This window comes from Micromonospora sp. NPDC047557 (assembly GCF_043205095.1).
GTDB lineage: Bacteria > Actinomycetota > Actinomycetes > Mycobacteriales > Micromonosporaceae > Micromonospora.
In genome coordinates this window covers 93,178-115,564 of sequence record NZ_JBIDDK010000002.1, presented here as the reverse complement: position 1 = coordinate 115,564, position 22,387 = coordinate 93,178, and the positions used below count along the sequence as shown (strand labels likewise).

Genomic DNA, 22,387 nt, shown 5'->3' with positions numbered 1-22,387 from the left:
CGCGACCACGGCGGGTAGGCAGCGGCCCGGCGGCATGTCGACACCCGTCGGGCAGGAGGCTTTCGATGAGCACGTTCCGGGATGATCAGGGCGAACCGATTCCTCCGCCGGAGGCGGACGCCGTCGAGCAGCGGCAGGACGCGTTCGACCTCGGTCCGCCGGACCGGATGTCCGGCGACGTCGACCCGGAGGCGTCCGAGGCCGACCTGGCCGAGCAGGGCGCCCTGCCGGCCGGCACGCTTGAGGAGGTCACGTCGCTCCCGGCGGAGGCCAACCCGGCGGACGCCCTCGAACAGCGTCAGGAGATCCCCGCGCGCGACGAGGGTCGCCGCACCTGACCGCGCCGGTCGCGGCCCGACCGGGTCGCGACCGGCGGGCGGATCGGGTCCGTTCCCGCGGAGTCCGCCCACGGCGTCCCGCCGCAGGCCGCGCGGGCCGGGTCCGTGGGCCGGCCGGGTCAGCCGGCGACGACCTGCCACAGTAGGAACGCGTTGAGCGCGCCGACCAGGACGGCCACCAGGGCCGCGGCGGCGGTGGTGAGCGGGTGGTTGACCAGGTTGCCCATGAGGTCGCGACGGCGGGTGAAGGCGACCACCGGGATCAGCGCGAACGGAATGCCGAAGCTGAGAATGACCTGCGACAACACCAGGGCCCGGGTGGGGTCGAGGCCGATGGCGAGCACGGCCAGCGCGGGTGCCAGGGTGACCAGCCGACGCAGCAGCAGCGGGACGCGGCGGCGCAGGAAACCCTGCATGATCACCTCACCGGCGTAGGTGCCGACGCTCGTGGAGGCGAGCCCGGAGACCAGCAGGGCGACCGCGAACCCGAACGCGGCGGCGGTGCCGATGCTCTGGCCGAGGCCGGCGTGCACCCCCTCCAGGCTGTCGGCGCCCACCGGCCCGCCACCCCGGAAGCTGGCCGCGGCGATCAGCAGCATCGCGAGGTTGACCGCGCCGGCCGCCGTCAGGGCCAGCAGCACGTCCGTGCGCTGGCCACGGAAGAGGGTACGGCGCTCGGCGTCGTCGGTCGCGGGGATGCGGTCGCGGGTCAGCGCGGAGTGCACGTAGATGACGTGCGGCATGACTGTGGCGCCGAGGATTCCGGCGGCCAGCAGCACGCTGTCGGTGCCCTGGAGCCGGGGCACCAGGCCGGCCATGGCGGAGCCCGGATCGGAGCCGGCGGCGAGCAGGTTGGCCGCGAAGGCCAGGACGATGACGCCCAGCAGCACGGCGATGGCGATTTCGAACGCCCGGAACCCGCGCGAGCGCAGGGCGAGCACGACGAAGGCGGCGGCGCCGATGATGATCCCGCCGGGTAGCAGCGGGATGCCGAAGAGGAGGTACAGGGCGACCGCGCCACCGATCACCTCGGCCAGGTCGGTGGCCATCGCGACGAGTTCGGCCTGCACCCACATCATCCGGTTCACCGGGCGGGGCAGGCGCTCGCGGCACAGTTCGGGCAGGCTGCGGCCGGTGGCCAGGCCCAGCTTGGCGGTGAGGGTCTGCACCAGCATGGCCATCAGGTTGGCCACGACCACGACCCAGACGAGCAGGTAGCCGTAGCGGGCGCCGGCAGCCGAGTTGGTGGCGAAGTTGCCCGGGTCGACGTACGCGACGGCGGCGACGAACGCCGGGCCGAGCAGGATCAGCCGCCCGCGTACCCGGCCCCGGGCGCGAGCGACCTGCAACGGCGTCGCCCTCGTCGTCGTGAGTTCGTTGGTGACCATCGAGCACCTTCCCCTCCGCACGGATCGCGTGCCGGTTCCCTTCCCGGGTGGCTGACCCGTCGGTGCCAATCGCTGGCCCGGTGGTGCCAGGGCGGCGGAGTCGCTTGACAGTGGGCGCGCGTCCCACCAAGCTGTCTATTAGTCCTACTGTCGTAGGACAACAGGAAGGATCATCACGAGTGATCGAGTTCGTGCTGGACAGCCGGTCGAAGGTGAACACCTACATGCAGCTCGTGCAGCAGGTGAAGCAGGCGCTGCGCGTCGGTCTGCTCGCACCCGGCGACCAGCTGCCGAAGGTCCGGGACGTCGCCCAGTCGCTGGCGATCAACCCGAACACGGTGCTGAAGGCGTACCGGGAGTTGGAGATCGAGGGTCTGGTCGGCGGCCGACCGGGGGTGGGCACGTTCGTCCAGCGCACCCTCGCCGGCGCGTCCCTGCCCAACCAGGCCGAGCTACGCGACGACCTCGTGGCGTGGCTGCACCGGGCGCAGGCCGCCGGCCTCACGGCCGAGGACGTCGTCGCCCTGGTGGAGACCACACTGCGCGCCACCCTCGCCGACGACACCCCACAGAAGGAACCCGCGTGAGCGGGCGAGCGCAGCGAGCACGCGGCGCAACGAGAGGACAGAGGATGGACATGGTCTTGGAGGCCGACCGGCTGGGCAAGCGGTACGGCAGAACGTGGGCGCTACGGGACTGTTCGCTGCACCTTCCGGCCGGCCGGATCGCCGCGCTGGTCGGGCCCAACGGGGCGGGCAAGAGCACGTTGCTGCACCTGGCCGTCGGGCTGATCAAGCCCGACGAGGGCGCGGTGCGGGTGTTCGGCAGGTCGCCGTACGGCGACACGGAAGGGCTGGCCGACATCGGGTTCGTCGCCCAGGACACCCCGCTGTACCGGGACTTCACCGCCGCCGAGCTGGTCTTCGCCGGGGGCAAGCTGAACAGGCGGTGGGACGCGGCGCTGGCCCGGACCCGGTTGGCGCAGCTCGGCATACCGCCCGACAAGCCGGTCGGCAAACTCTCCGGTGGGCAACGGGCCCAGGTGGCGCTCGCTCTGGCGCTGGCCAAACAACCCCGGCTGCTCCTGCTCGACGAGCCGGTGGCCAGCCTCGATCCGCTGGCCCGGCGGGAGTTCCTCCAGTCGCTGATGGGCAGCGTCGCGGACTCCGGGACCACCGTTCTGCTCTCCTCGCACCTGCTGGCCGACCTGGAGCGCGTCTGCGACTACCTGATCGTGCTCAACGCCGCCCGGGTGCAGCTCACCGGCTCGGTCGATGACCTGGTGGCGGCGCACCGGCAGCTCGTCGGCCCGCGGCACGACGGCGGTCCGATCGGCGGCGTCGCGCAGGTGGTCCGAGCCAGCCACACCGACCGGCAGTCCACGCTGCTGGTACGCACCGACGGCCCCGTCACCGACGCCGCCTGGACGGTGCGCGACGTCAGCCTGGAGGACGTCGTCCTGGCCTACCTGGCCGACGGCGTCACGCAGACCAGTCACAGCGAGTGGGGGGTGGCGGCATGATCTGGCTGACCTGGCGGCAACACCGCAAGCTGGCGTTCTACACCCTCCTGGGGTTCCTGGTGCTCGCCGCCGTGCTGGTGCCGATCGGCCTGTCGATGCGGCACACCTTCGCCGACCTCGGGCTGGCGGAGTGTCTGCGCCCGTCCACCCTCAGCGAGGCTGCCGCGCAGACCTGCGACGTGGGCCTGCGCCGTTTCAGCGACCGGTACGACAGTCTGAACCTGGTGGCGGTGCTGCTGATCACCCTGCCGGTGCTGGTCGGCCTGTTCTGGGGCGCACCGCTGGTGGCTCGCGAGGTGGAGCAGGGTACGCACCGGTTCGTCTGGACCCAGGGCGTCGGCCGCACCCGCTGGGCGCTGGTGAAGTTCGGGCTGGTCGGCGGTGCCGTCGTGCTCCTCGCGGTCGGTTACGGACTGGGCATGTCGTGGTGGGTCGAACCGCTCACCAAGGCCGCGCACGAGGGCCGACTCGGCGTGATCGTCTTCGATCTGCAGGGCATCGTGCCGATCGGCTACACCCTCTTCGCCGTGGCGCTCGGCATCTTCGCCGGCACCATCTTCAAGCGGATGCTGCCCGCCATGGGCATCACCCTGGCCGGGTTCATCGGCGTACGGGCGGCGGTGGAGATCCTGGCCCGACCGCACTACCAGCCCGCCCGCACCCAGACCTTCCCGATCGAGGGGCCGGGGATTCCGGAGGGCGACCGGGGCAACTGGGTTCTGGCCGTGGGAATCCGCGACGCCGACGGGACGATGGTCGCGGAGAACACCCGTATCCAGTGCCCGCCGGGCGGCAAGGGCCCGGACGGCCGAGCCTGCGGCGCGGACCTGGGTCTCGGGCCGGGCGCGTACAACTGGGAGCTGTACCAGCCGGCGGACCGGTTCTGGCTGTTCCAGAGCATCGAGACGGGCATCTTCGTCGCCCTCGCCGTGCTCCTGCTCTACCTCGCCGTGCGTCGGGTCCGCCGGATCGCGTGATCGGGGGCGGGTGATCGCCGGAGCCACGGGGGCCTCGGCGATCACCCGTCAGCGCAGACCCTCGGCGGTCAGTTTGAGCCAGGACGCGAGGTCGCGCAGCTCGTCGTGCACGGCCCGGGTCAGCTCTGCGGTGAAGGGCACGTCCTCGTGGACGGCGTGCACCGTGAACGTGCCGCGCCGACGGTCGGCCGTGGCGTCGACCTTCCCGACCAGCCGGTCGCCGTGCAGGATCGGCAACGCGAAGTAGCCCCACCGCCGGCTGGCCTTGGGCTTGTACATCTCCAGCACGTACTCGTACTCGAAGAGCTCGGCGAGACGGACCCGGTCGTGCACCAGCCGGTCGAAGGGCGACAACACCGCCGTACGCCCGGTGAAGGGTTGCCCGAGCGCTGCCGGGTCGACCCGCCACTCCCCCGCGATGCCCTCGACGACCGCCGGCTCACCGGCGTCGCCGACCTCCGCCGGCTCGCCGGGAACGGGTACCGCCTTTCGCCGGGCGATTCCCAGCGCCCGCAGCCGTCGCTCGTCGCGGGCCCGGCGTGCCTGCTCCAGCGGGACGACAGGCGTGCCAGCCGGGTAGACCCGCTGCGCCACGTCCCAGAGTCGTTGCCGGCCCTGGCGACCGGCGATCGCGACCTCGCCGCGCAGGACCAGGAACTCCAGCATCTGGGTGACGTTGCGGTTGTTGGTCCAGCCGGACGACGGCCAGGGCACCACGCACGTGTCCGGGATGTCCCGGGAGAGCAGCGGCCCGTCGGCGGCGAGCCGGTCGAGCACGTCCCGGCGGAACGAGTCGTTGGCGCGCAGCCACTCGCGCTGCCGCTCGTACGAGGGCCACTGCGCCATCGCGGCCAGATAGAGCCCCAGATCCTCCATCGGGCGCACCATCGCCTGGTGTTCGAAGAGCGTCCGGTCCCGTTCCAGGGCCCGCCGCAACCGCTCCGGCTGGTACGACGAGCCGAGCCGGCTCCAGCAGACCAGGTCGGCGCTCGGCGCGACGGCGGCCGTCGGGTCGAGCTGCACCAGGGTCAGGTGTCGGACCACCGCCAGCAGGTCGGTCGGGCGTGGGGCGGCCAGCAGTTGGGCGCGGACGGCGATCCGCCGTGCCTGTGCCCGGTCGAGTTGGTGGACGACCACGCCGCCGAGCTTAGTGGCGCGCACCGACATCACCCGCTCGGCGAAGTCGGATTCCGGCCCGTCGCCAACTCGACTCAACGTGCCGATTCGCTCACCCACGGTGCTCCGATGTGGACCCCGGGCCCGGGTTGGCTGGGCCGCAGAGATGGGAGCGTACGTGTGAAGTCCACAATCCTCCGTCGAGTCGCCGCGTCGGCCGTGGCGCTCGCCTGCGCCGTGCTGGGCGCGGTCGCGGCGCCGGCCGCCCCGGCGACGGCCAGCCCGATCCGCAACGCGACCGCATGGTCGGTGCTGCTGTGCAAGTTCAGCGACAAGCCGGCGGAGCCCCAACCGCCGTCGCACTTCGCCAACTTCCTCACCGCCGCCGGGGCCGGCACCGGCGGGGTCGCCGACTACCTCGCCGACCAGTCCGGTGGTCGGGTGTCGTTGGCCGGCTCGGTCGTGCGGGGCTGGTACACGATGCCGTACACGCTTGCCCAGTTCGGGTCGATCGACAGGGGGACCCGGATCCAGCGCTGCGTGGACACGGCGGCGACCGCTGGTTACGCGGTGCCCGCCGGCAACCGGATCGCGGTCATGCTCAACGACTGGGTGGATTCCGGCGCGGCCGGCGGCCGGGTGCTGCTCGACCCGGGCGCCTGGAACGTCGGCTTCGCCGCGCACGAGATGCTGCACGGCTACAACCTGGGGCACTCCTTCTCCAACGACACCACGTACCAGAACGCGCCGTGGTCCCAACCGGGCGAGTACGACGACCCGTGGGACGAGATGAGCGCCATGCACATCCACGCCTTCGGCACCGCGAACTACGGCACCAGCGCGGTCGGGCTCAACGGGCCGCACCGCGACGAGTTGGGCTGGCTGCCGAAGAACCGGGTGTTCACCATGGCCGCCGACGGGATCGGCTCCCGCACCCTGACCCTGGCGCCGCTGGAGGTGCCCGCCGCGAGTGGCCCGCAGCTGGTCCGGATCCCGTTCGACCCGGCCGACCTCTTCCACTACTACACCGTCGAGTTCCGCCGGAAGACCGGCTGGAGCGCGGGCATCCCCGCCGACACGGTGCTGCTGCACGAGGTCCGCGACGGCACCCCCACCCTGCTGCGCACCGGCCCCGGTGGCGGGCCGGCCCAGTCACTCAACGCCAACGGCGTGCAGATCGGCGTGAACTGGCTCTCCGGCGACGCCGCCTCGGTGACCGTGACCACCGACGTGGTCAACCGCTGCCTCCAGGGCTACGTCTGGCGCGAGGCCCGCGCCGGCGACCTGGTCTGCGTCACCGGCGCCACCCGCAGCCAGGTGTGGGCGGACAACGCCGCCGCGGCCAGCCGCTGGGTGAACGGCCCGTACGGCCCGCACACCTGCGTCGCCGGGTACGTCTGGCGCGAGGCGTACGCCGGGGACGACGTCTGTGTCACCGGCGCTCAGCGCAGCCAGGCCGCCGCCGACAACGCAGCCGCCGCCTCCCGGCGCAACCCGGCCCGGCTGGTGTCCGGTCCGAACACCTGCGTCAGCGGATACGTCTGGCGCGACGCCGACCAGTCCGACTACGTCTGCGTCACCGGCGCGACCCGCTCCCAGGTGCTCTCGGACAACGCGGTCGCGGCGAGCCGGTGGGTCAGCGGCCCGTACGGCCCGCACACCTGCGTCGCCGGCTACGTCTGGCGCGAGGCGTTCATCGGCGACGACGTCTGCGTCACTGGGGCTCAGCGCACCCAGGCCGCCGCCGACAACGCAGCCGGCCCGGGGCGGGTGCTGCGACCCGCCGGATGATCGACAGCGCCCCCGGTGGCCCGACCACCGGGGGCGCGTACGCCTCGACGCTCAGCCGCCCAGCCGCCGGTACCGGGCGACCGAGAGCGGCAGGAACACGGCGACCAGCGCGATCGGCCAGGCCACGGCCAGCCACGGGTAGTGCTGGGCCGCCCACGAGTCGCCACCCCAGCCGGGGTTGCCGAACAGCTCGCGGGTGGCCCCGACGGTCGCCGACAGCGGGTTCCACGCGGCCACCGCGCCGAGCCAGGTCGGCATCGTGGCCGGTGCGACGAACGCGTTGGAGAGGAAGCCGAGCGGGAACTCCAGGGTCTGCACGGCGACCACGGCCGTCTGGCCCCGGGTGACCAGGCCGAGGAAGATGCCGACCCAGACCAGGGCGAACCGCAGCAGCAGGATCAACCCCACCGCGCCCAGCGTGGCACCGGCGCCGCCGTGTGCCCGCCAGCCGACCGCGAGCCCGGCGACCAGCAGCACCGCGAGGGTGACCAGGGCGAACAGCAGGTCGCTCACCGCCCGGGCGACGAGCGGCGCGAGTGGTGACACCGGCATCGAGCGAAGCCGGTCGGTGATCCCGCGCTCCAGGTCCTCGGCGACGGCGATCGTGGTGAGGCTGATGCCGAACACCATGGTCATCACGAACATGCCGGGCATCAGGAACTCCCGGTAGCTGCCTCCGCCGGGCACCTGCAACGCCCCGCCGAACAGGTAGGCGAAGATCAGCACGATCAGGATGTTGAAGCCGAGCGAGGCGACCAGCGGCCCGGGGTCACGTCGCCACCGGGCCAGGCCGCGCCAGACGAGGGTGCCGCTGTCTGCCAGGGCACCGGGCCGGCCGGGCGTCAGGTCCACCGTCGTGGGCGGGGCCAAGCTGCTCACGCGGCCACCTCCGCGTTCACCCGGTGGCCGGTGACGTGCAGGAAGACATCGTCGAGGGTGGGCCGACGCAGGGCGATGTCGGCCACCCTGACCTGCGCGGCGTCGAGCGCCCGCAGTACCTCGACGAGCGCACCGGCGCGGTGCCCGACGCCGACGCTTACCGCGCGCCGGTCCACGTCGACAGTCGGTTCGCCGTCGACCACCCGACGCATTTGCGCGACGGCGACGGGGAGATCGGCGGGCTCCCCGAGAACCAGCTCGATCCGGTCGCCGCCGAGCCGTGCCTTCAGCTCGTCCGGGGTGCCGTCGGCGATCACGCGCCCGGCCTCGACCACCGAGATCCGGTCGGCGAGCTGATCGGCCTCGTCCAGGTGCTGGGTGGTGAGCAGGACTGTGGTGCCCGCGCGGACCAGCTCGCGGATCGACTCCCACACCTCGTTACGGCCGCGCGGGTCCAGCCCGGTGGTGGGTTCGTCCAGGAACAGCACGGCGGGGGCCAGGACCATGCCGGCAGCCAGGTCCAACCGGCGACGCATCCCCCCGGAGTACGCGTTGACCGGACGCTCGCCGACGTCGGTCAGGCCGAACCGCTCCAGCAACTCGACCGCGCGCTGCCGGGCCCGCCGACGGCCAAGGTGCGACAGCAGGCCGAAGAGGATCAGGTTCTGCCGGCCACTGAGCGCCTCGTCCAGCGCGGGGTGCTGCCCCACCAGGCCGATCCGGTAGCGCACCCGATCGGGGTGGCGGGTCACGTCGAACCCGGCGACCTCGGCGCGACCCCCGTCCGGTCGCAGCAGGGTGGACAGGATCCGCACCGAGGTGGTCTTGCCGGCCCCGTTCGGGCCGAGCAGGCCACACACCGTCCCGCTGTCCACCTCCAAGTCGAAGCCGTCCAGCGCGAACCGGTCCCGATATTGCTTCCGCAGCCCCTCGGCGACTATGGCGGCACCGCTCGTCGTCATGCCTGTCCCCTTCCCGTGGCTCAACACCGGCCTACCGTACAACATACGGTAGGAAGTACGGGAACGTCGGATCGACTAGCTTCGGTGGCAGGACGATCTCGTAGAACGGCCGGCGGTTCGCCGCCTGGCGGATGTGGTGGCCGGCGACCCGTGGCCGCCTGGAGCTGCACGAGCCCTGGGCCTGGGAGCCCCGGCCAGGCAACGGGACCAGCGGGGGTACGGGAGAGCGCCTAGAACGGGCCGGCGGAACCCGACTGACCGGCGACGCCGACGTTGAGCGGATCGGCCAGCAGCTTGTCGAAGGCCAACTCGGCGGCGCCGATCAGAACGGCGTCGCGGCCGAGCGCCGCCGCGCGCAGCCGCAGGTGCTCGCGGGAGGCCGGCAGCGGCATGGCGTCCAGCCGCCGACGCACCGTGTCCGCGCCGGCGATGAAGATGTCGCGCAGCGAGCCACCGAACACCACGGCGTCGGGATTGACCACGTTCACCAGGTTGGCCACGCCGAAGCCGAGCCAGTCGGCGACCTGCTCGACGGCCCGGCGGGCGGCCGGATCGCCGTCCGCCGCCGCGCGCAGCACCTCGGTCACGGCGGCGCGGTCGTCCGGGTCGCGGCCGGCGTGGCGCAGCAGCGCGGCTTCACCGATCTCGGTCTCCCAGCAGCCACGTGATCCGCAGCCGCACGGGAGGCCATTCGGGTTGACCACCATGTGACCGACCTTGCCGCTGTGACCCCGGTGGCCGATCATCAACCGGCCGCCGACGACGATGCCGGCGCTGATGCCCAGGTCCCCGTGCAGGTAGATGAGGTCGTCGATGCCGGGGGCCACGCCCCGGATGTGCTCGGCCAGGCCCGCGATGTCGGCGAGGTCGCCGGCCACGAACCCCGGGCCGGCGGTGAGTTCGGCCTCCAGCGCCACGCTGAGGCCCTCGTCGACGCCGACGATCCGGAGTCGGCCGTCCGCGTCGCGGGTGGTGTCGGTGACGGCGACCGCTCCCCCGACCAGCAGCGCGTCGGAGGCGACGCCACGTTCCATGTCGCGAACGAGGTCGGCGAGCGGGCCGACGGTGTCGACCGCCGACATGCCACCGGGACGGGCGACCTCGCGCCGGTCGAGGATGCGACCGCCGAGGCCGACCCGCGCCGCGCGCAGCCGGTCGGCGTCGATGCTGAGCGCGTGGGCGTAGACCCGGTCGGAGCGGGGGCTGACCACCAGGGAGGGACGGCCGGCCCGCCGGGCGGTGGTCGGCGCCTCCTCGGTGACGAGGCCGCTGGCGGTCAGGTCGGCGGCGAGCGCGCCGATGGTGCTGCGGTTGAGGCCGAGGCGACTGGTCAGCTCGGCCCGCGACGTCGGTCCGTGCAGGTGCACGTAGCGCAGCACGGCGCCGAGGTTCTGCCGCCGGATCTCCTCCTGGCTCGCGCCGGGGAGCGGGGGCAGCGGGGAATCAGGGTTACGGCCGGCGCCGGCTGGCCTGGACCGCACGGGTGTATCCACGGTCAGACCTCCTTCCGGATCGGTGCCGGGTGTGCGTCGGAGGCACGGACGGCGATGGGTCCCGGAAGAGGAGATCCGGGACCCATCGGCGTTGCTGCCTACCGTGCGGTGATTACTTGGTGAGCGGCGCGAGCTTCGGGTCGTTCGCGTACGCCTCGGCCGCGTTCGCCTTGGTGACGGCGACCGGCGGGAGCAGGAACGTGTCCACGACCTTGCTGCCGTTGTTGTAGGACTTGGTGTCGTTCACCTGCGGGGCGTTGCCGGCCTGGAGAGCCTTGACCATGTTGATGGTCTCCTTCACCAGGTTGCGGGTGTCCTTGTTGATCGTCATGTACTGCTCGCCAGCGACGATCGACTTGACCGACTCAACCTCGGAGTCCTGACCGGTGACGACCGGGGTCGGCTTGCCAGCACCCTTGACCGAGGTCAGGATGGCGCGGGCCAGCGTGTCGTTCGGGGAGAGGACGCCGTCCAGCTCCTTGCTGCCGTAGGTCGAGGTCAGCAGCTGGTCCATGCGGGCCTGCGCACCCTCGGCCTTCCAGCCCTGGATGGCGGTCTGCTTGACGTCCTTCTGACCCGAGGCGACGACGACGGTGCCCTTGTCGATCTCCGGCTTGAGCACGCTCATCGCGCCGTCGAAGAAGACACCGGCGTTGTTGTCGTCCGGCGAGCCGGAGAACAGCTCGATGTTGTACGGGCCGTTCGGCTTCTTGGCCTTCATGCCGTCCAGCAGGGCCTGGCCCTGGAGCTGGCCGACCTTGAAGTTGTCGAACGCGACGTAGTAGTCGAGGTCCGGCGTGTTCTTGATCAGACGGTCGTACGCGATCACCTTGGCGCCGGCGGCGTGCGCCGCGGCGACCTGGGTCGACAGCTGCGCGGCGTCGGTCGCGCCGATGACGATGACCTTGGCGCCCTTGGTGGTCATGGCGGTGATCTGGGCCTGCTGGTCGGCGACCGTGGTCGACGCGCCGGCGTACTGCACGTCAGCCTGGAAACCGGCCTCCTTGAGGCCGTTGGTGAACAGGTCACCGGCGAGGACCCAGTTCTCCGAGGTCTTGGCCGGGAGGGCCACGCCGATCAGCGAGTTCGCCGCGAAGCCCTTGGCGTCGCCGCCCTTGCTGTCGGAGTCGCCGTCGCGGCCGGAGCCGCAACCGGCGAGGGCCAGCATGGCGGCGGCGCTGACCGCGACCACCGACGTGCCGAAGAATTTACGCATGGTGAGGACTTGCCTTTCTGGAAGGTGGAACCGGGTGGAGAGGATCGGTGGCCGTCAGCCGGACACCGCTGCCTTGGCGGGCTCGCGCTCCGCGTCCGGCGGTGAGGCGGGTGGGGCGGAGTCGTCGCGGCGGAACGGCCGCATCAGGCTCCCGACGATGGAGAAGCGCCCCTGGCTCTTGTTGTAGACGTCGATCGCGACGGCCAGCAGCAGGACCAGGCCCTTGATGATCTGGACGCGGTCGGTGCCGACGCCCATCAGCTGCAGGCCGTTGTTGAGCACGGCCATCACGAGACCACCGACGATCGAGCCGCTGATGGTGCCGATACCGCCGGCGACGGCCGCGCCACCGATGAAGACCGCGGCGATCGCGTCCAGCTCCCAGCCGTTGCCGTCCTGCGGACCGGAGGCCGCCGAACGGGCCACGAAGATCATGCCGGCCAGCGCGGCCAGGACGGACATGTTCATCATGACGAAGAAGTTGACCCGCTTGAGCTTCACGCCGGACAGCTCGGCCGCCCGGGAGTTGCCGCCTACCGCGTAGATGTGCCGACCGCCGGCCGTGTTGCGGGTGTAGAAGGAGTACGCGATGACCAGGACCAGCAGGATGATGCCGGAGATCGGGAAGCTGGTGCCGACCCGACCGCTGGCGAAGCGCAGCGCCGCGAAGGCGATGACCCCGACCATGATGGCCATCCGCAGAATCGAGATCCACATCGGCGCCGGAGCGGCGTCCATCTCCCGACGGGTCTTGCGGGCCTGGAGCTCGCGCCACACCACAGCGGCCGCCGCGGCCAGGCCGAGCAGCAGCGTGGCGTTGTTGTAGCCGGTGTCCGGGCCGAACTCGGGCAGGAACCCGGAGCCGATCTCCCGGAAGCCCTCCGGCACCGGGATGCTCTGCGCGTTACCGATGAACTGGTTGCCGCCCCGGAAGAGCAGCATGCCGGCCAGGGTGACGATGAACGCCGGCACCCCGATGTAGGCCACCCAGAAGCCCTGCCAGGCGCCGATCACCGCGCCGATGGCGAGGCCGAACACGATGGCGGCCGGCCAGGGCAGATCCCACTCGGTCATCGACTTGGCGACCAGGATGCCGGCGAAGGCGGCGACCGAGCCGACCGACAGGTCGATGTGTCCGGCCACGATCACCATGAGCATGCCGATGGCCAGGATCAGAATGTACGAGTTCTGCTGGAACAGCGCGATCAGGTTGTCCGACCGCAGGGTGAGGCCATCGGTCAGGATCTGGAACAGGACGACGATCGCCACCAGGGTGAAGATCATCCCGAACTGGCGCGCGTTGGAGGTGGTGCCTCCGAACAGGTTCTTCTGAAGGTCCTTCAATCGGCTCATCGTGTGGCCATCTTCTTCGTCGAGGTCATCTGCTTCATGAGGTTTTCCGGGGTGGCGTCGGCCCGGGCGATCTCGCCCGTGATGGCGCCTTCGAACACGGTGTAGATGCGGTCGCAGAGCCCGATCAGCTCAGGCAGCTCCGAGGAGATGACGACGACGCCCTTCCCCTGGTCGGCGAGCCGCTGGATGATGCCGTAGATCTCGTACTTGGCACCCACGTCGATGCCGCGCGTCGGCTCATCGAGGATCAGCAGGTCCGGGTCGGTGAACATCCACTTGGCCAGGACGACCTTCTGCTGGTTGCCGCCGGAGAGCTTGGAGACGCTCTCGTCGACGGTCGGGGCCTTGGTCCGCAACTCCTTGCGGTACGCCTCGGCCGCCTGGTACTCCTCGACCTCGTTCAGGACGCCGCGGTGGGAGATCTTGGACAGCTTCGCGGCAACCGTCGACGCCTTGATGTCGTCGAGCAGGTTGAGGCCGATCGCCTTGCGGTCCTCGCTGACGTACGCGAGCCCGTTGTCGATCGCGTCCGCGACCGACTTCAGCACGATCTCCTTGCCGTCCTTGATGATCGTGCCCGACTCGTACACCCCGTAGGAGCGGCCGAAGACACTCATCGCGAGTTCCGTGCGGCCCGCGCCCATCAGGCCGGCGAAGCCGACGATCTCGCCGCGGCGCACCACGAAGCTCTCGTTCTTGCAGACCTGGCGCTCGGCGGAGATCGGGTGCCGGACGTTCCAGTTGCGGACCTCGAAGAAGACCTCGCCGATCTTCGGGGTGTGGTCCGGGAACCGGCTGCCCAGCTCGCGGCCGACCATGCCCCGCACGATCCGGTCCTCGTCGACCCCGTCCGCCTTGACGTCGAGGGTCTCCACGGTCCGGCCGTCGCGCAGGATGGTGATCTGGTCGGCGATCGCCTCGATCTCGTTCAGCTTGTGCGAGATCATGATCGAGGTGATGCCGCGCGAGCGGAACCCGCGCAGCAGGTCCAGCAGGTGCTTGGAGTCCGCCTCGTTCAGCGCGGCCGTCGGCTCGTCCAGGATGAGGAGCTTCACGTCCTTGGCGAACGCCTTGGCGATCTCCACGAGCTGCTGCTTGCCGACACCGATGTCCTTGATCAGGGTGTCCGGGTTCTCCTGGAGGCCGACCCGGGCCATCAGGTCCAGCGCCATCCGGTTGGCGGCCTTCCAGTCGATCGCGCCGTGCTTGCGCGGCTCGTTGCCGAGGAAGATGTTCTCGGCGATCGACATGCCCGGGATGAGCGCGAGCTCCTGGTGGATGATCACGATTCCGGCGTTCTCACTGGCCCGGATGTCGGAGAACCTGCTCTCCGACCCCTGGTAGATGATCTGGCCGTCGTAGCTTCCGTACGGGTAGACCCCGCTGAGGACCTTCATCAGCGTGGACTTGCCCGCACCGTTCTCGCCGCAGATGGCATGGATCTCGCCGGCGCGAACCACCAGGTTGACGTCGGAGAGGGCCTTGACTCCGGGGAACTCCTTGGTGATGGAGCGCATCTCAAGGAGGGTGGGCACGTCGTTCATCGCTCGTACCACCTCGCCAACGTCATCGTTGCCTCCGGAAGGTTGAACCTTCACTTGGTTTTGTTGTTGACGGCAACGTATTGCGGTGAACCGGCCATCCGCAAGGCGAGGGCCTGTTGAAAATGTAACAATCCGGCAATATAGACGTAGCAGAGTCTTCGCCCGTCACAGCCGCCCCCGCAGCCCCTCGTGGCACCATGGCCTGTCGGTGGCAACGTTGTCAAATGCGGGGACAGCCCCATGATCAGCCCCGGTCACTGCCAAGAGGCCCGCTACCAGGCACGATCCACGGCAGCGGGACAGCGGGCAGCCTACCCACGAGTACGAAACTATCGACGGATCTTGACCAAGCCACACCGCCGGCACCGCGACGAGGACCCGACGACAGCCTTCGGCCGACGGTGTGACCCACGCCTCTGTCCGGTGGGCGGATCGACGGTGATCATCCCGTCGCGACCGTCGCGGCTGACGGATCAGCGCCTGAACGTCCCTTAGATGCGGATCAGGCCCCAAAGGGCGCGACGCGCCGGCCGTCAGCTCGGCCCGGTCAGCCCATCGAGCGGACCCGGTCGGCCTCGATGGTCAGGATGATCCGGACCTGGTCGCGGCCGCCGAACCACGGGTACGGCCCATCGAGGTAGCGCTGGGCCAGCCGCTCGATGTGCTCGGCTGCGCCCTCGGTGCTCAGGTCGACCACCCGACCCCGGACCTCGTGGTAGCGGCCCGGCTTGTCCGGGTCGGAGATCGCCACGGCGACCCGGGGGTCCCGGCGGACGTTGCGCGTCTTCTGGTGCGTCTCCACCGTGTTGATCAGGATGTGCGTGCCGTCGGTGTCCACCCACGTCTGGGTGAGCTGCGGCGAGCCGTCCGGCATCAGCGTCGTCAGGTAGCAGGTGCTCGGCGCGCGCAGCAGGGCGACCAGGTCATCGGGCAGGTTCACGTGCCAGTCCTTTCCGGTGGCGTCCAACCTCGCGTTGGTCGCCCGGCAACAGTCGCACGTCGTGATCGAGGCCCCGGCGGCGCCCGGGGCGCGACGTAGCATCGGCGAGGCACGATGTCAGGCGTACCACGTCACCGACCGGATCGGGCACCCTCGACATGACGACCGAGCAGACCGCCGCACCACCGCGTACCGGCGTCGCCATCGTGGCCGACGGCCTGGGCCAGAGTGTCCGAGGTGGACACCGCATCCTGGACGACATCTCCCTGACCGTCGCGCCGGGCGAGCTGGTCGCGATCATCGGGGTCAGCGGCGCCGGCAAGACGACCCTGCTGGAGACGCTGGCCGGGGTCCGCCGACCGGCTGCGGGCACCGTGGCGTACGACGGCGGCGCCGCGCCGGGTGCGGTCGGCTTCGTTCCGCAGGACGACATCATCCACCGCGAGCTGCCGCTGGCCCGCACCCTGCACTACGCGGCCCGGCTGCGCCTGCCCTCCGGGACCGGCCCGGCCGAGACGTCGGCTCGGGTCGCCGCGGTGCTCGCCGACCTGCGGCTCACCGAGCGAGCCGACGTGCCGGTGGGCCGCCTCAGCGGCGGTGAGCGCAAGCGCGCCAGCATCGCCGTCGAGCTGCTGACCCGACCCGGCGTGTTCTTCCTCGACGAGCCCACCTCCGGGCTGGACCCGGCGATCGCCGTGGAACTGCTCCGGGTGCTGCGTACCCTCGCCGACGCCGGGACCACGGTCGTGCTCACCACCCACCAGATCACCGACGTGGACCGTTGCGACCGGGTCGTCGTGCTGACCCGCCAGGGCCGGTTGGCCTACGCCGGCACGCCCGCCGCCGCCCGGGAGTTCTTCGGCCTGGGGTCCTTGGCGGAGGTGCACCTGCGGCTTGACGAGGAGTCCGACCCGGCCGGGTGGCCCGAGCGCTTCGCCGCGTACCGCGACGCCGACACGGTCGACCCCGGCCCGGCCGGCCCGTCCCCCGCTGCGACCGGCCATCCGGGCGCGACGGACGACCCGGGCGGGACTGCCCCACGGCGGGTCGGCCGGTTGCGTCAGTGGATGCTCCTCACCGCGCGCAACGCGGAGATCGTCGCCCGCAACCGGCTGACGCTGGCGATCCTGCTCGGCTCGCCCCTCATGGTGCTCGGCATGTTCGCGCTGCTGTTTCGCCCCGGCGCCTTCGACCCGGCGAGCCCCCGCCCGACCGTCACCGTGATGATCCTGTTCTGGATCGCGTTCGGCGGCTTCTTCTTCGGGTTGACCTACGGGCTGCTCCAGATCTGCACGGAGTTGCCGATCCTGCGTCGGGAGCGGCTTGCCGGTGTCCGGCTGCTCCCGTACCTGCTGGCGAAGGTCGCGGTGCTGCTGCCGCTGCTCGCCCTGGCGGATCTGGCCCTGCTCGGGGTGCTGCGCGCCATGGACCGGCTGCCCCCGGTCGACGGCGGCGACTTCGCCGCCCTGTACGCGACCCTGCTGCTCTCCTCGGCGGCCGCGCTCGCGCTCGGCCTGCTCTGCTCGGCGGCCGTCTCCGACGCGGCCCAGGCGACGCTCCTGCTGCCGATGCTGTGCTTCCCGCAGGTGCTGTTCGTCGGGGCGATCCTGCCGGTGCCGGCCATGGCGGCCGGCGGCCGGTGGCTCAGCTACGCGATGTCGAACCGGTGGGCGTTCGAGGGGTTGGGGCACACCGCCGGGGTGGAGCGGCTGTGGCGCGACGGCGGCTCGCCGCTCGGCCCGCCGCTGCTGCAGACGTACGGCGACAGCTTCTCCCGACCGATCTGGCTCGACTGGCTGGTGCTCGGCGGGTTCGTGCTGCTCTTCCTCGCCGCCGCGTGGGCGGTCCTGGTGCGCCGGGAGGCCCGCCGTGCGTCCTGAGCACGCCCCTTTCCCCTCACCGGCGGCACTGCCCGGGTACGCCGACACCGCCCGGATCGACGAGCTGCGCGCCACCGAGTACCAGCACCTCGACCGGCACGGCCAGGTCTACCTCGACTACGCCGGCGCCGGGGTGACCGCGCAGGCGCAGGTGCGGGCGCACCACGACCGGCTGCTGGCGAGCCTCTACGGCAATCCGCACTCGGAGAGCCCCACCAGCGTGGCGGCCGGGTCGCTGGTGGAGTCGACCCGGCGGGCGGTGCTCGACTTCTTCCACGCCGACCCGGCCGAGTACGCGGTGGTCTTCACCCCGAACGCCAGCGGCGCCTGTCGACTGGTCGGCGAGGCGTACGACTTCGGCCCGGCCGCGCCGTTCGCGCTGACCTGGGACAACCACAACTCGGTCAACGGCATCCGGGAGTACGCCCGGGCGGCCGACGCGCCGGTGCGGTACGTACCGTTGAGCGGGCCGGAGCTGCGGGTCGCCGAGTCCGACCTGGTCACGGTGCTCGACGCCGGGCGGCGGGGGCGCTCCGGTCGCCGTGGACTGTTCGCGTACCCGGCGCAGAGCAACTTCTCCGGCGTGCAGCATCCGTTGGACTGGGTCGAGCTGGCCCACCGGCACGGCTACGACGTGCTGCTGGACGCCGCCGCGTTCGCCGCGACGAACCGGCTGGATCTGCGCGCCGTCCGACCCGACTTCGTCTGCCTGAGCTGGTACAAGCTCTTCGGCTACCCGACCGGCGTCGGCGCGCTGCTGGCCCGCCGCGACGCGCTGGCCCGGCTGCAACGGCCGTGGTTCGCCGGCGGCACCATCCGCGCGGTGAGCGTGCAGGGCGACTGGCACCGCTCGATGGACGACGAGTCGGCGTTCGAGGACGGCACGCTCAACTTCCTGAGCATCCCGGATGTCGAATTCGGGCTGCGGTGGCTCGACTCGATCGGCGTGGACCTCGTGCACACCCGGGTCGGTCTGCTCACCGAGTGGCTGCTGGGCCGCCTGTCCGCGCTGCGGCACCGCACCGGCGAACCGCTGGTGCGGGTGTACGGGCCGACGACGGGCGTGGGTCGGGGCGGCACCGTGACGTTCAACGTCCTGCGCCCGGACGGGTCCCCGGTGGACGAGCGACTGGTGGCGCGGGAGTCCGCCGCAGCCGGCTTCTCGCTGCGGACCGGCTGCTTCTGCAACCCGGGGGCCGGTGAGGGCGCGTTCGAGATCAGCGGGACCTCGTTGCGGCGAGGGCTGCTCGCGCGGGTCGACACGATCGACGAGTACCTCGGCGCGCTGCGGTTGCCGACCGGCGGCGCGGTCCGGGTCTCGTTCGGCCTGGCCTCCAACGCCTCCGACGCGCAACGCTTCCTCGCCTTCGTCGAGGCGTCCTACCTCGACCGGGAGGTCAGCGCCGAGCCGCCGCTGCCTCCCCGCCTGCGCTGCTGACGCGCCCGCGGCTAGTGCGGTGTCCACTAACGTTTGCCGGGTTGGGGCCGGGGGTTTTGTCGTACCGGTGGTGTTGGGTTTGGTTATGCCTCGTCGTCGGGATCCTGCCGCGCCCCGGGTGGTGTATCGCACCGCGCGGGTGGCGTTGCGGGTGACGCCAGGGCAGCGGCGGCGGTGTTTCGGGTTGCTGCGTTCGGCTGGTGATGTGTGGGCGTGTGTGTTGGAGGTGAACGCGTGGCGGCGTCGCCGCCGGGACGCGCCGTTGTCCGGCTTTCAGGAGTTGTGTCGGGAGTTGGCGGCCTCGGGGCCGGGCACGTTCGCCGAGTTGGACTCGACGGGGGCCCGGTCGGTGTTGCGCCGGTTCTCCGACGCGTGGTTCGCGGCAGCGAAGCGACGTAAGGACGGTGACGTGTCGGCGGGGTTCCCGCGTCGGCGGCGGGGGTTGGTGCCGGTGCGTTGGTATCACGGAACGTTCGCCCTGGACGGGCGTCGCGTCCGGATCCCGACGGGCAGGGGCGCGGCGCCGTTGTGGGTGAGGTTGGCGCGGGAGGTGCCGTACCCGCTCGAGCAGGTCCGCTCGATCACGCTGCTGTGTGAGGGCGGTCGGCTGTTCTTGGACGTGAGTGCCGAGATTCCGATCGCGACCTATCCGGCCGGCGCTGGACCGGATCCGGCCCGGATCGCTGGGGTGGACCTAGGGATCATCCACCCGTATGCGGTGGCCGGCCCGGACGGTGCGGGGTTGCTGGTGTCGGGGCGGGCGATCCGCGCGGAGCACCGCATGCACCTGGCTGACACGAAAGCCCGCCGCCGGGCGGTCGCACGCCGGGCGCCGAAGCCGGGTCAGCGGGGTTCACGGCGATGGCGCAAGTACCGACGCCGCGCCCGTATGGTGCAGGGCCGGCATCGGCGCAGGGTCCGTCAGGCCCAGCACGAAGCCGCCCGATCGGTCGTGTCGTGGGCGGTAGAACAGCGTATCGGTGAGCTGCGCGTCGGGGACCCGCGTGGGGTGCTCGACATCGAGGCGGGGCGGCGGCACAACCTGCGGTTGCGGCAGTGGCAGGTCGGCCGGCTCTTACAGGTCCTCACCGACAAGGCCACCCTGGCCGGCATCACGCTGCGCCTCGTGAACGAACGTGGCACGTCCTCGACCTGCCCTGCCTGCCTGCGGCGGGTACCGAAACCCCGTGGGCGGACCCTGTCCTGCCCGCACTGCCGGTTTTCCGGGCACCGTGACCTGGTCGCGGCTGCCACCATCGCCACCCGTAGCCCGGGCGGCGGACACACCACCCCGACAGCTGTTGTGTTGTCGGAGGTGCTCACGCACCGTCGAGCCGGCCGGCACCTTCCCGGTGCCGGCCGGTCCCGACGTGATCCCCGCCGCCCACGCGCGGCGCGCGGATCAGGTGGCCCGCGGAGGCCCGCCCCACCACCCGGAGGGGAGTCGCTCGCCCACAAGGCGAGGATCCACAACGACCACCGGACACCCGGTGAACGTTCGTGGACACCGCACTAGACGGCCTGCGGCACCGACGCCGGGCGGTGCTTGATCTCCTCCATGAACGCGAAGCGGGCGGTCAGCTCGGCGAGCGTCAGCCCGGCCCGCCAGGCCGCGGCCACCTGGGCGACCTGGACGAGGTCCATGCAGTCACCGCGCGCGAGAACCTCTCCCGCGGACCGGAGGTCGATCATGAAGTATCGGGCCTGCGAACCCAGCCCGATGCAGACCACACCCTGATCGGAGTGCAGCTCGGCGCAGGTGAACCGGGCGCGCCCCTGCTCGGGGGCGGTCACCCGCCCGATGTCGAGCTGGTGGTGGGCAGCGGTCTCGATGAGCGCGGGGGCGAGGCCACCCCGCTCGACCAGGTCCGGGTAGAGGCGCACACCCAGCGCCGTCGACGCGTCGCTCATGACTGACTCCCACTTCCTTGTGACAGAGACCAGCAGCACGCAGGTTACGGGGAGGTTTCCTGCGGACCTCGTCATCCTGTCCCGCGTGGACGCTCCACGGCAATAGGAACTGTCGATTCGACCGCTATGGAGGGGTGTGATCAGGCGGTAACGGACCGTCGTCGCATTGGAAACACTCTTGACAGAAAGTCATGATATCGACATGCTTCACTTCAGAGAGCGCTCTCCGACCTCTCCGGCGCGTAGCCTCCGCCACCCCCCTCCGCTGAGGAGCCTCCCGTGTTCACAGCCCGCCCCCCATCCCGCCTGCGTCCCCTCGTCCTCGCGGCGGTCGCCCTCGTCACCACCCTCGCCTCCCTCACCCTCCCGGGAGAGTCCGACCGGGCCGAGGCCGCCATCGGCCCGCTCACCTGGCAGGACGAGTTCAACGCCCCGGCCGGCACGCCGGTCGACCAGAACAAGTGGCGCTTCGACATCGGTGGTGGCGGCTGGGGCAACAACGAGCGGCAGTACTACACCAACAGCACCAGCAACGCGGTGCACGACGGCCAGGGCAACCTTGTCATCACCGCCCGCCGGGAGAACCCGGCCAACTACCAGTGCCACTACGGTCGCTGCGAGTACACCTCCGCCCGACTGCTGACCGCGGCGACCTTCACCCAGACGTACGGCCGCTTCGAGGCCCGCATCAAGATCCCGCGCGGCCAGGGCATCTGGCCGGCGTTCTGGATGCTCGGCACCGGCGGCGGGTGGCCCGACGCCGGCGAGATCGACGTCATGGAGAACATCGGCCGGGAGCCGAACACCGTCTACGGCACCGTGCACGGGCCCGGCTACTCCGGTAGCGGCGGCATCACCGGCAGCCGCACCCTCGGCAGCCCGCTCGCCGACGGTTTCCACGACTACCGGGTGGACTGGGAGCCGGGTGCGATCACCTGGTACCTGGACGGCGTGCAGTACCACCGGGTCGACCCCGCCCGGCTCGGCGGCAACCGGTGGGTGTTCGACCACCCGTTCTTCATGATCCTCAACGTGGCGGTCGGCGGTAACTGGCCCGGCTACCCGGACGGCTCCACCCAGTTCCCGCAGCAGATGCTTGTCGACTACGTCCGGGTGTCGAGCTACACCTCCGGCGGCGGCGGCGACCCGGCGCCCGGCACCACCCGGATCAGGGGGGCGCAGAGCGGGCGCTGCATCGACATCCCGAGCGCCAACCCGGTCGACGGCGCCAAGCTGCAGATCTGGGACTGCAACACGACCGCGGCGCAGGCGTGGACGTTCGCCTCCGACGGCACCGTACGCGCGATGGGCAAGTGCATGGACCCGGCCTGGGCCGGCACCGCCAACGGCACCGAGGTCAACCTCGTGAGCTGCAACGGCAATCCGGCCCAGCGCTTCACCCTCAACGGCGCCGGCGACCTGGTCAATCTGAGCGCCAACAAGTGCGTGGACGTGCGGGACGCCAACCCCAACAACGGCGGCAAGCTGCACCTGTGGGACTGCCTCGGCGCGGCCAACCAGAAGTGGTCCCGCTTCTGACGAGGCCGGCACGAGCGGTGGGGGGGGCGGGGCCCGCGCCCCCCCCCCCCCCCCCGCCCGCGCCCCCCCCGCCCCCCCCCGGCCCCCCCCCAGGTGGGCC

General features: G+C 71.3%; 19 protein-coding genes. 9 read left to right on the top strand and 10 right to left on the bottom strand.

The window, feature by feature from the left end; all coding sequences use genetic code 11:
• Nucleotides 1–65 precede the first annotated feature (65 nt).
• Nucleotides 66–338 (top strand): hypothetical protein, encoded by a 273-nt coding sequence (locus tag ACGGAQ_RS08315; RefSeq protein WP_393045907.1) that lies wholly within the window; start codon nt 66–68, stop codon nt 336–338.
• Nucleotides 339–457: 119 nt separating this feature from the next.
• Here the strand turns inward: ACGGAQ_RS08315 and ACGGAQ_RS08310 are convergent, their stop codons facing one another.
• Nucleotides 458–1,726 carry an Nramp family divalent metal transporter gene (locus ACGGAQ_RS08310; protein WP_393045905.1) on the bottom strand — a complete coding sequence of 423 codons (1,269 nt, stop codon included), beginning with the start codon at nt 1,724–1,726 and terminating at the stop codon, nt 458–460.
• A gap of 179 nt (nt 1,727–1,905) precedes the next feature.
• Here ACGGAQ_RS08310 and ACGGAQ_RS08305 point away from each other — a divergent pair, with 179 nt between their 5' ends.
• Genes ACGGAQ_RS08305 through ACGGAQ_RS08295 form a run of 3 tightly spaced genes read left to right on the top strand, consistent with a single transcriptional unit; the run spans nt 1,906 to nt 4,225 of the window.
• Nucleotides 1,906–2,313 (top strand): GntR family transcriptional regulator, encoded by a 408-nt coding sequence (locus ACGGAQ_RS08305; RefSeq protein ID WP_355068880.1) that lies wholly within the window; start codon nt 1,906–1,908, stop codon nt 2,311–2,313.
• A 44-nt stretch (nt 2,314–2,357) separates the two neighbouring features.
• The gene (locus tag ACGGAQ_RS08300; RefSeq protein WP_393045902.1) at nt 2,358–3,248 is read left to right on the top strand and encodes an ABC transporter ATP-binding protein; all 891 of its coding nucleotides are present in this window, start codon (nt 2,358–2,360) and stop codon (nt 3,246–3,248) included.
• Entirely contained in the window at nt 3,245–4,225 is a 981-nt protein-coding gene (locus ACGGAQ_RS08295) for an ABC transporter permease (RefSeq protein WP_393045900.1), read from the top strand. The genes ACGGAQ_RS08300 and ACGGAQ_RS08295 overlap by 4 nt, the downstream gene beginning before the upstream one ends.
• Nucleotides 4,226–4,273: 48 nt before the next feature.
• On the opposite strand, the gene ACGGAQ_RS08290 is transcribed toward ACGGAQ_RS08295, so the two are convergent.
• On the bottom strand, nt 4,274–5,461 hold the full coding sequence (locus ACGGAQ_RS08290; protein WP_393045898.1) for a DNA glycosylase AlkZ-like family protein: 1,188 nt from the start codon (nt 5,459–5,461) through the stop codon (nt 4,274–4,276).
• Nucleotides 5,462–5,521: 60 nt separating this feature from the next.
• Between ACGGAQ_RS08290 and ACGGAQ_RS08285 the strand changes: the two genes are divergently transcribed.
• Entirely contained in the window at nt 5,522–7,132 is a 1,611-nt protein-coding gene (locus ACGGAQ_RS08285) for a hypothetical protein (protein ID WP_393045896.1), read from the top strand.
• A gap of 51 nt (nt 7,133–7,183) precedes the next feature.
• Here ACGGAQ_RS08285 and ACGGAQ_RS08280 read toward each other — a convergent pair whose 3' ends face one another.
• The 7 genes from ACGGAQ_RS08280 to ACGGAQ_RS08250 all read right to left on the bottom strand — a co-directional run bounded on the left by ACGGAQ_RS08280 (nt 7,184) and on the right by ACGGAQ_RS08250 (nt 15,519).
• Nucleotides 7,184–8,011 (bottom strand): ABC transporter permease, encoded by an 828-nt coding sequence (locus ACGGAQ_RS08280; RefSeq protein WP_393045894.1) that lies wholly within the window; start codon nt 8,009–8,011, stop codon nt 7,184–7,186.
• The gene (locus tag ACGGAQ_RS08275; protein ID WP_393045892.1) at nt 8,008–8,973 is read right to left on the bottom strand and encodes an ATP-binding cassette domain-containing protein; all 966 of its coding nucleotides are present in this window, start codon (nt 8,971–8,973) and stop codon (nt 8,008–8,010) included. The genes ACGGAQ_RS08280 and ACGGAQ_RS08275 overlap by 4 nt, the downstream gene beginning before the upstream one ends.
• 230 nt (nt 8,974–9,203) lie before the next feature.
• Nucleotides 9,204–10,466, bottom strand: coding sequence for an ROK family protein (locus ACGGAQ_RS08270; RefSeq protein WP_393045890.1), 1,263 nt, complete (start codon nt 10,464–10,466; stop codon nt 9,204–9,206).
• A gap of 112 nt (nt 10,467–10,578) precedes the next feature.
• The gene (locus ACGGAQ_RS08265) at nt 10,579–11,682 is read right to left on the bottom strand and encodes a substrate-binding domain-containing protein (protein WP_393045888.1); all 1,104 of its coding nucleotides are present in this window, start codon (nt 11,680–11,682) and stop codon (nt 10,579–10,581) included.
• Between the two features lie 54 nt (nt 11,683–11,736).
• Nucleotides 11,737–13,035 carry a multiple monosaccharide ABC transporter permease gene (gene mmsB / locus ACGGAQ_RS08260; RefSeq protein WP_393045886.1) on the bottom strand — a complete coding sequence of 433 codons (1,299 nt, stop codon included), beginning with the start codon at nt 13,033–13,035 and terminating at the stop codon, nt 11,737–11,739.
• Nucleotides 13,032–14,579 carry a multiple monosaccharide ABC transporter ATP-binding protein gene (gene mmsA, locus ACGGAQ_RS08255; RefSeq protein WP_393045884.1) on the bottom strand — a complete coding sequence of 516 codons (1,548 nt, stop codon included), beginning with the start codon at nt 14,577–14,579 and terminating at the stop codon, nt 13,032–13,034. The genes mmsB and mmsA overlap by 4 nt, the downstream gene beginning before the upstream one ends.
• Before the next feature lie 547 nt (nt 14,580–15,126).
• The gene (locus tag ACGGAQ_RS08250; protein WP_393045882.1) at nt 15,127–15,519 is read right to left on the bottom strand and encodes a PPOX class F420-dependent oxidoreductase; all 393 of its coding nucleotides are present in this window, start codon (nt 15,517–15,519) and stop codon (nt 15,127–15,129) included.
• A 158-nt stretch (nt 15,520–15,677) separates the two neighbouring features.
• Between ACGGAQ_RS08250 and ACGGAQ_RS08245 the strand changes: the two genes are divergently transcribed.
• The 3 genes from ACGGAQ_RS08245 to ACGGAQ_RS08235 all read left to right on the top strand — a co-directional run bounded on the left by ACGGAQ_RS08245 (nt 15,678) and on the right by ACGGAQ_RS08235 (nt 20,353).
• Nucleotides 15,678–17,399 carry an ATP-binding cassette domain-containing protein gene (locus ACGGAQ_RS08245; RefSeq protein WP_393045880.1) on the top strand — a complete coding sequence of 574 codons (1,722 nt, stop codon included), beginning with the start codon at nt 15,678–15,680 and terminating at the stop codon, nt 17,397–17,399.
• A complete protein-coding gene (locus ACGGAQ_RS08240) occupies nt 17,389–18,837 on the top strand; it encodes an aminotransferase class V-fold PLP-dependent enzyme (protein ID WP_393045878.1) in 1,449 nt (482 codons plus the stop codon). The genes ACGGAQ_RS08245 and ACGGAQ_RS08240 overlap by 11 nt, the downstream gene beginning before the upstream one ends.
• A gap of 118 nt (nt 18,838–18,955) precedes the next feature.
• Nucleotides 18,956–20,353, top strand: a complete 1,398-nt coding sequence (locus tag ACGGAQ_RS08235) for an RNA-guided endonuclease InsQ/TnpB family protein (RefSeq protein ID WP_393045876.1) — start codon at nt 18,956–18,958, stop codon at nt 20,351–20,353.
• Here the strand turns inward: ACGGAQ_RS08235 and ACGGAQ_RS08230 are convergent.
• The gene (locus tag ACGGAQ_RS08230; RefSeq protein ID WP_393045874.1) at nt 20,350–20,748 is read right to left on the bottom strand and encodes a hypothetical protein; all 399 of its coding nucleotides are present in this window, start codon (nt 20,746–20,748) and stop codon (nt 20,350–20,352) included. The two genes, ACGGAQ_RS08235 and ACGGAQ_RS08230, sit on opposite strands and share 4 nt — an antisense overlap.
• A gap of 279 nt (nt 20,749–21,027) precedes the next feature.
• On the opposite strand from ACGGAQ_RS08230, the gene ACGGAQ_RS08225 reads away from it, so the two are divergent.
• Nucleotides 21,028–22,287: a family 16 glycosylhydrolase gene (locus ACGGAQ_RS08225; protein ID WP_393045872.1), complete on the top strand. Its 1,260-nt coding sequence runs from the start codon at nt 21,028–21,030 to the stop codon at nt 22,285–22,287.
• Nucleotides 22,288–22,387: the final 100 nt, after the last annotated feature.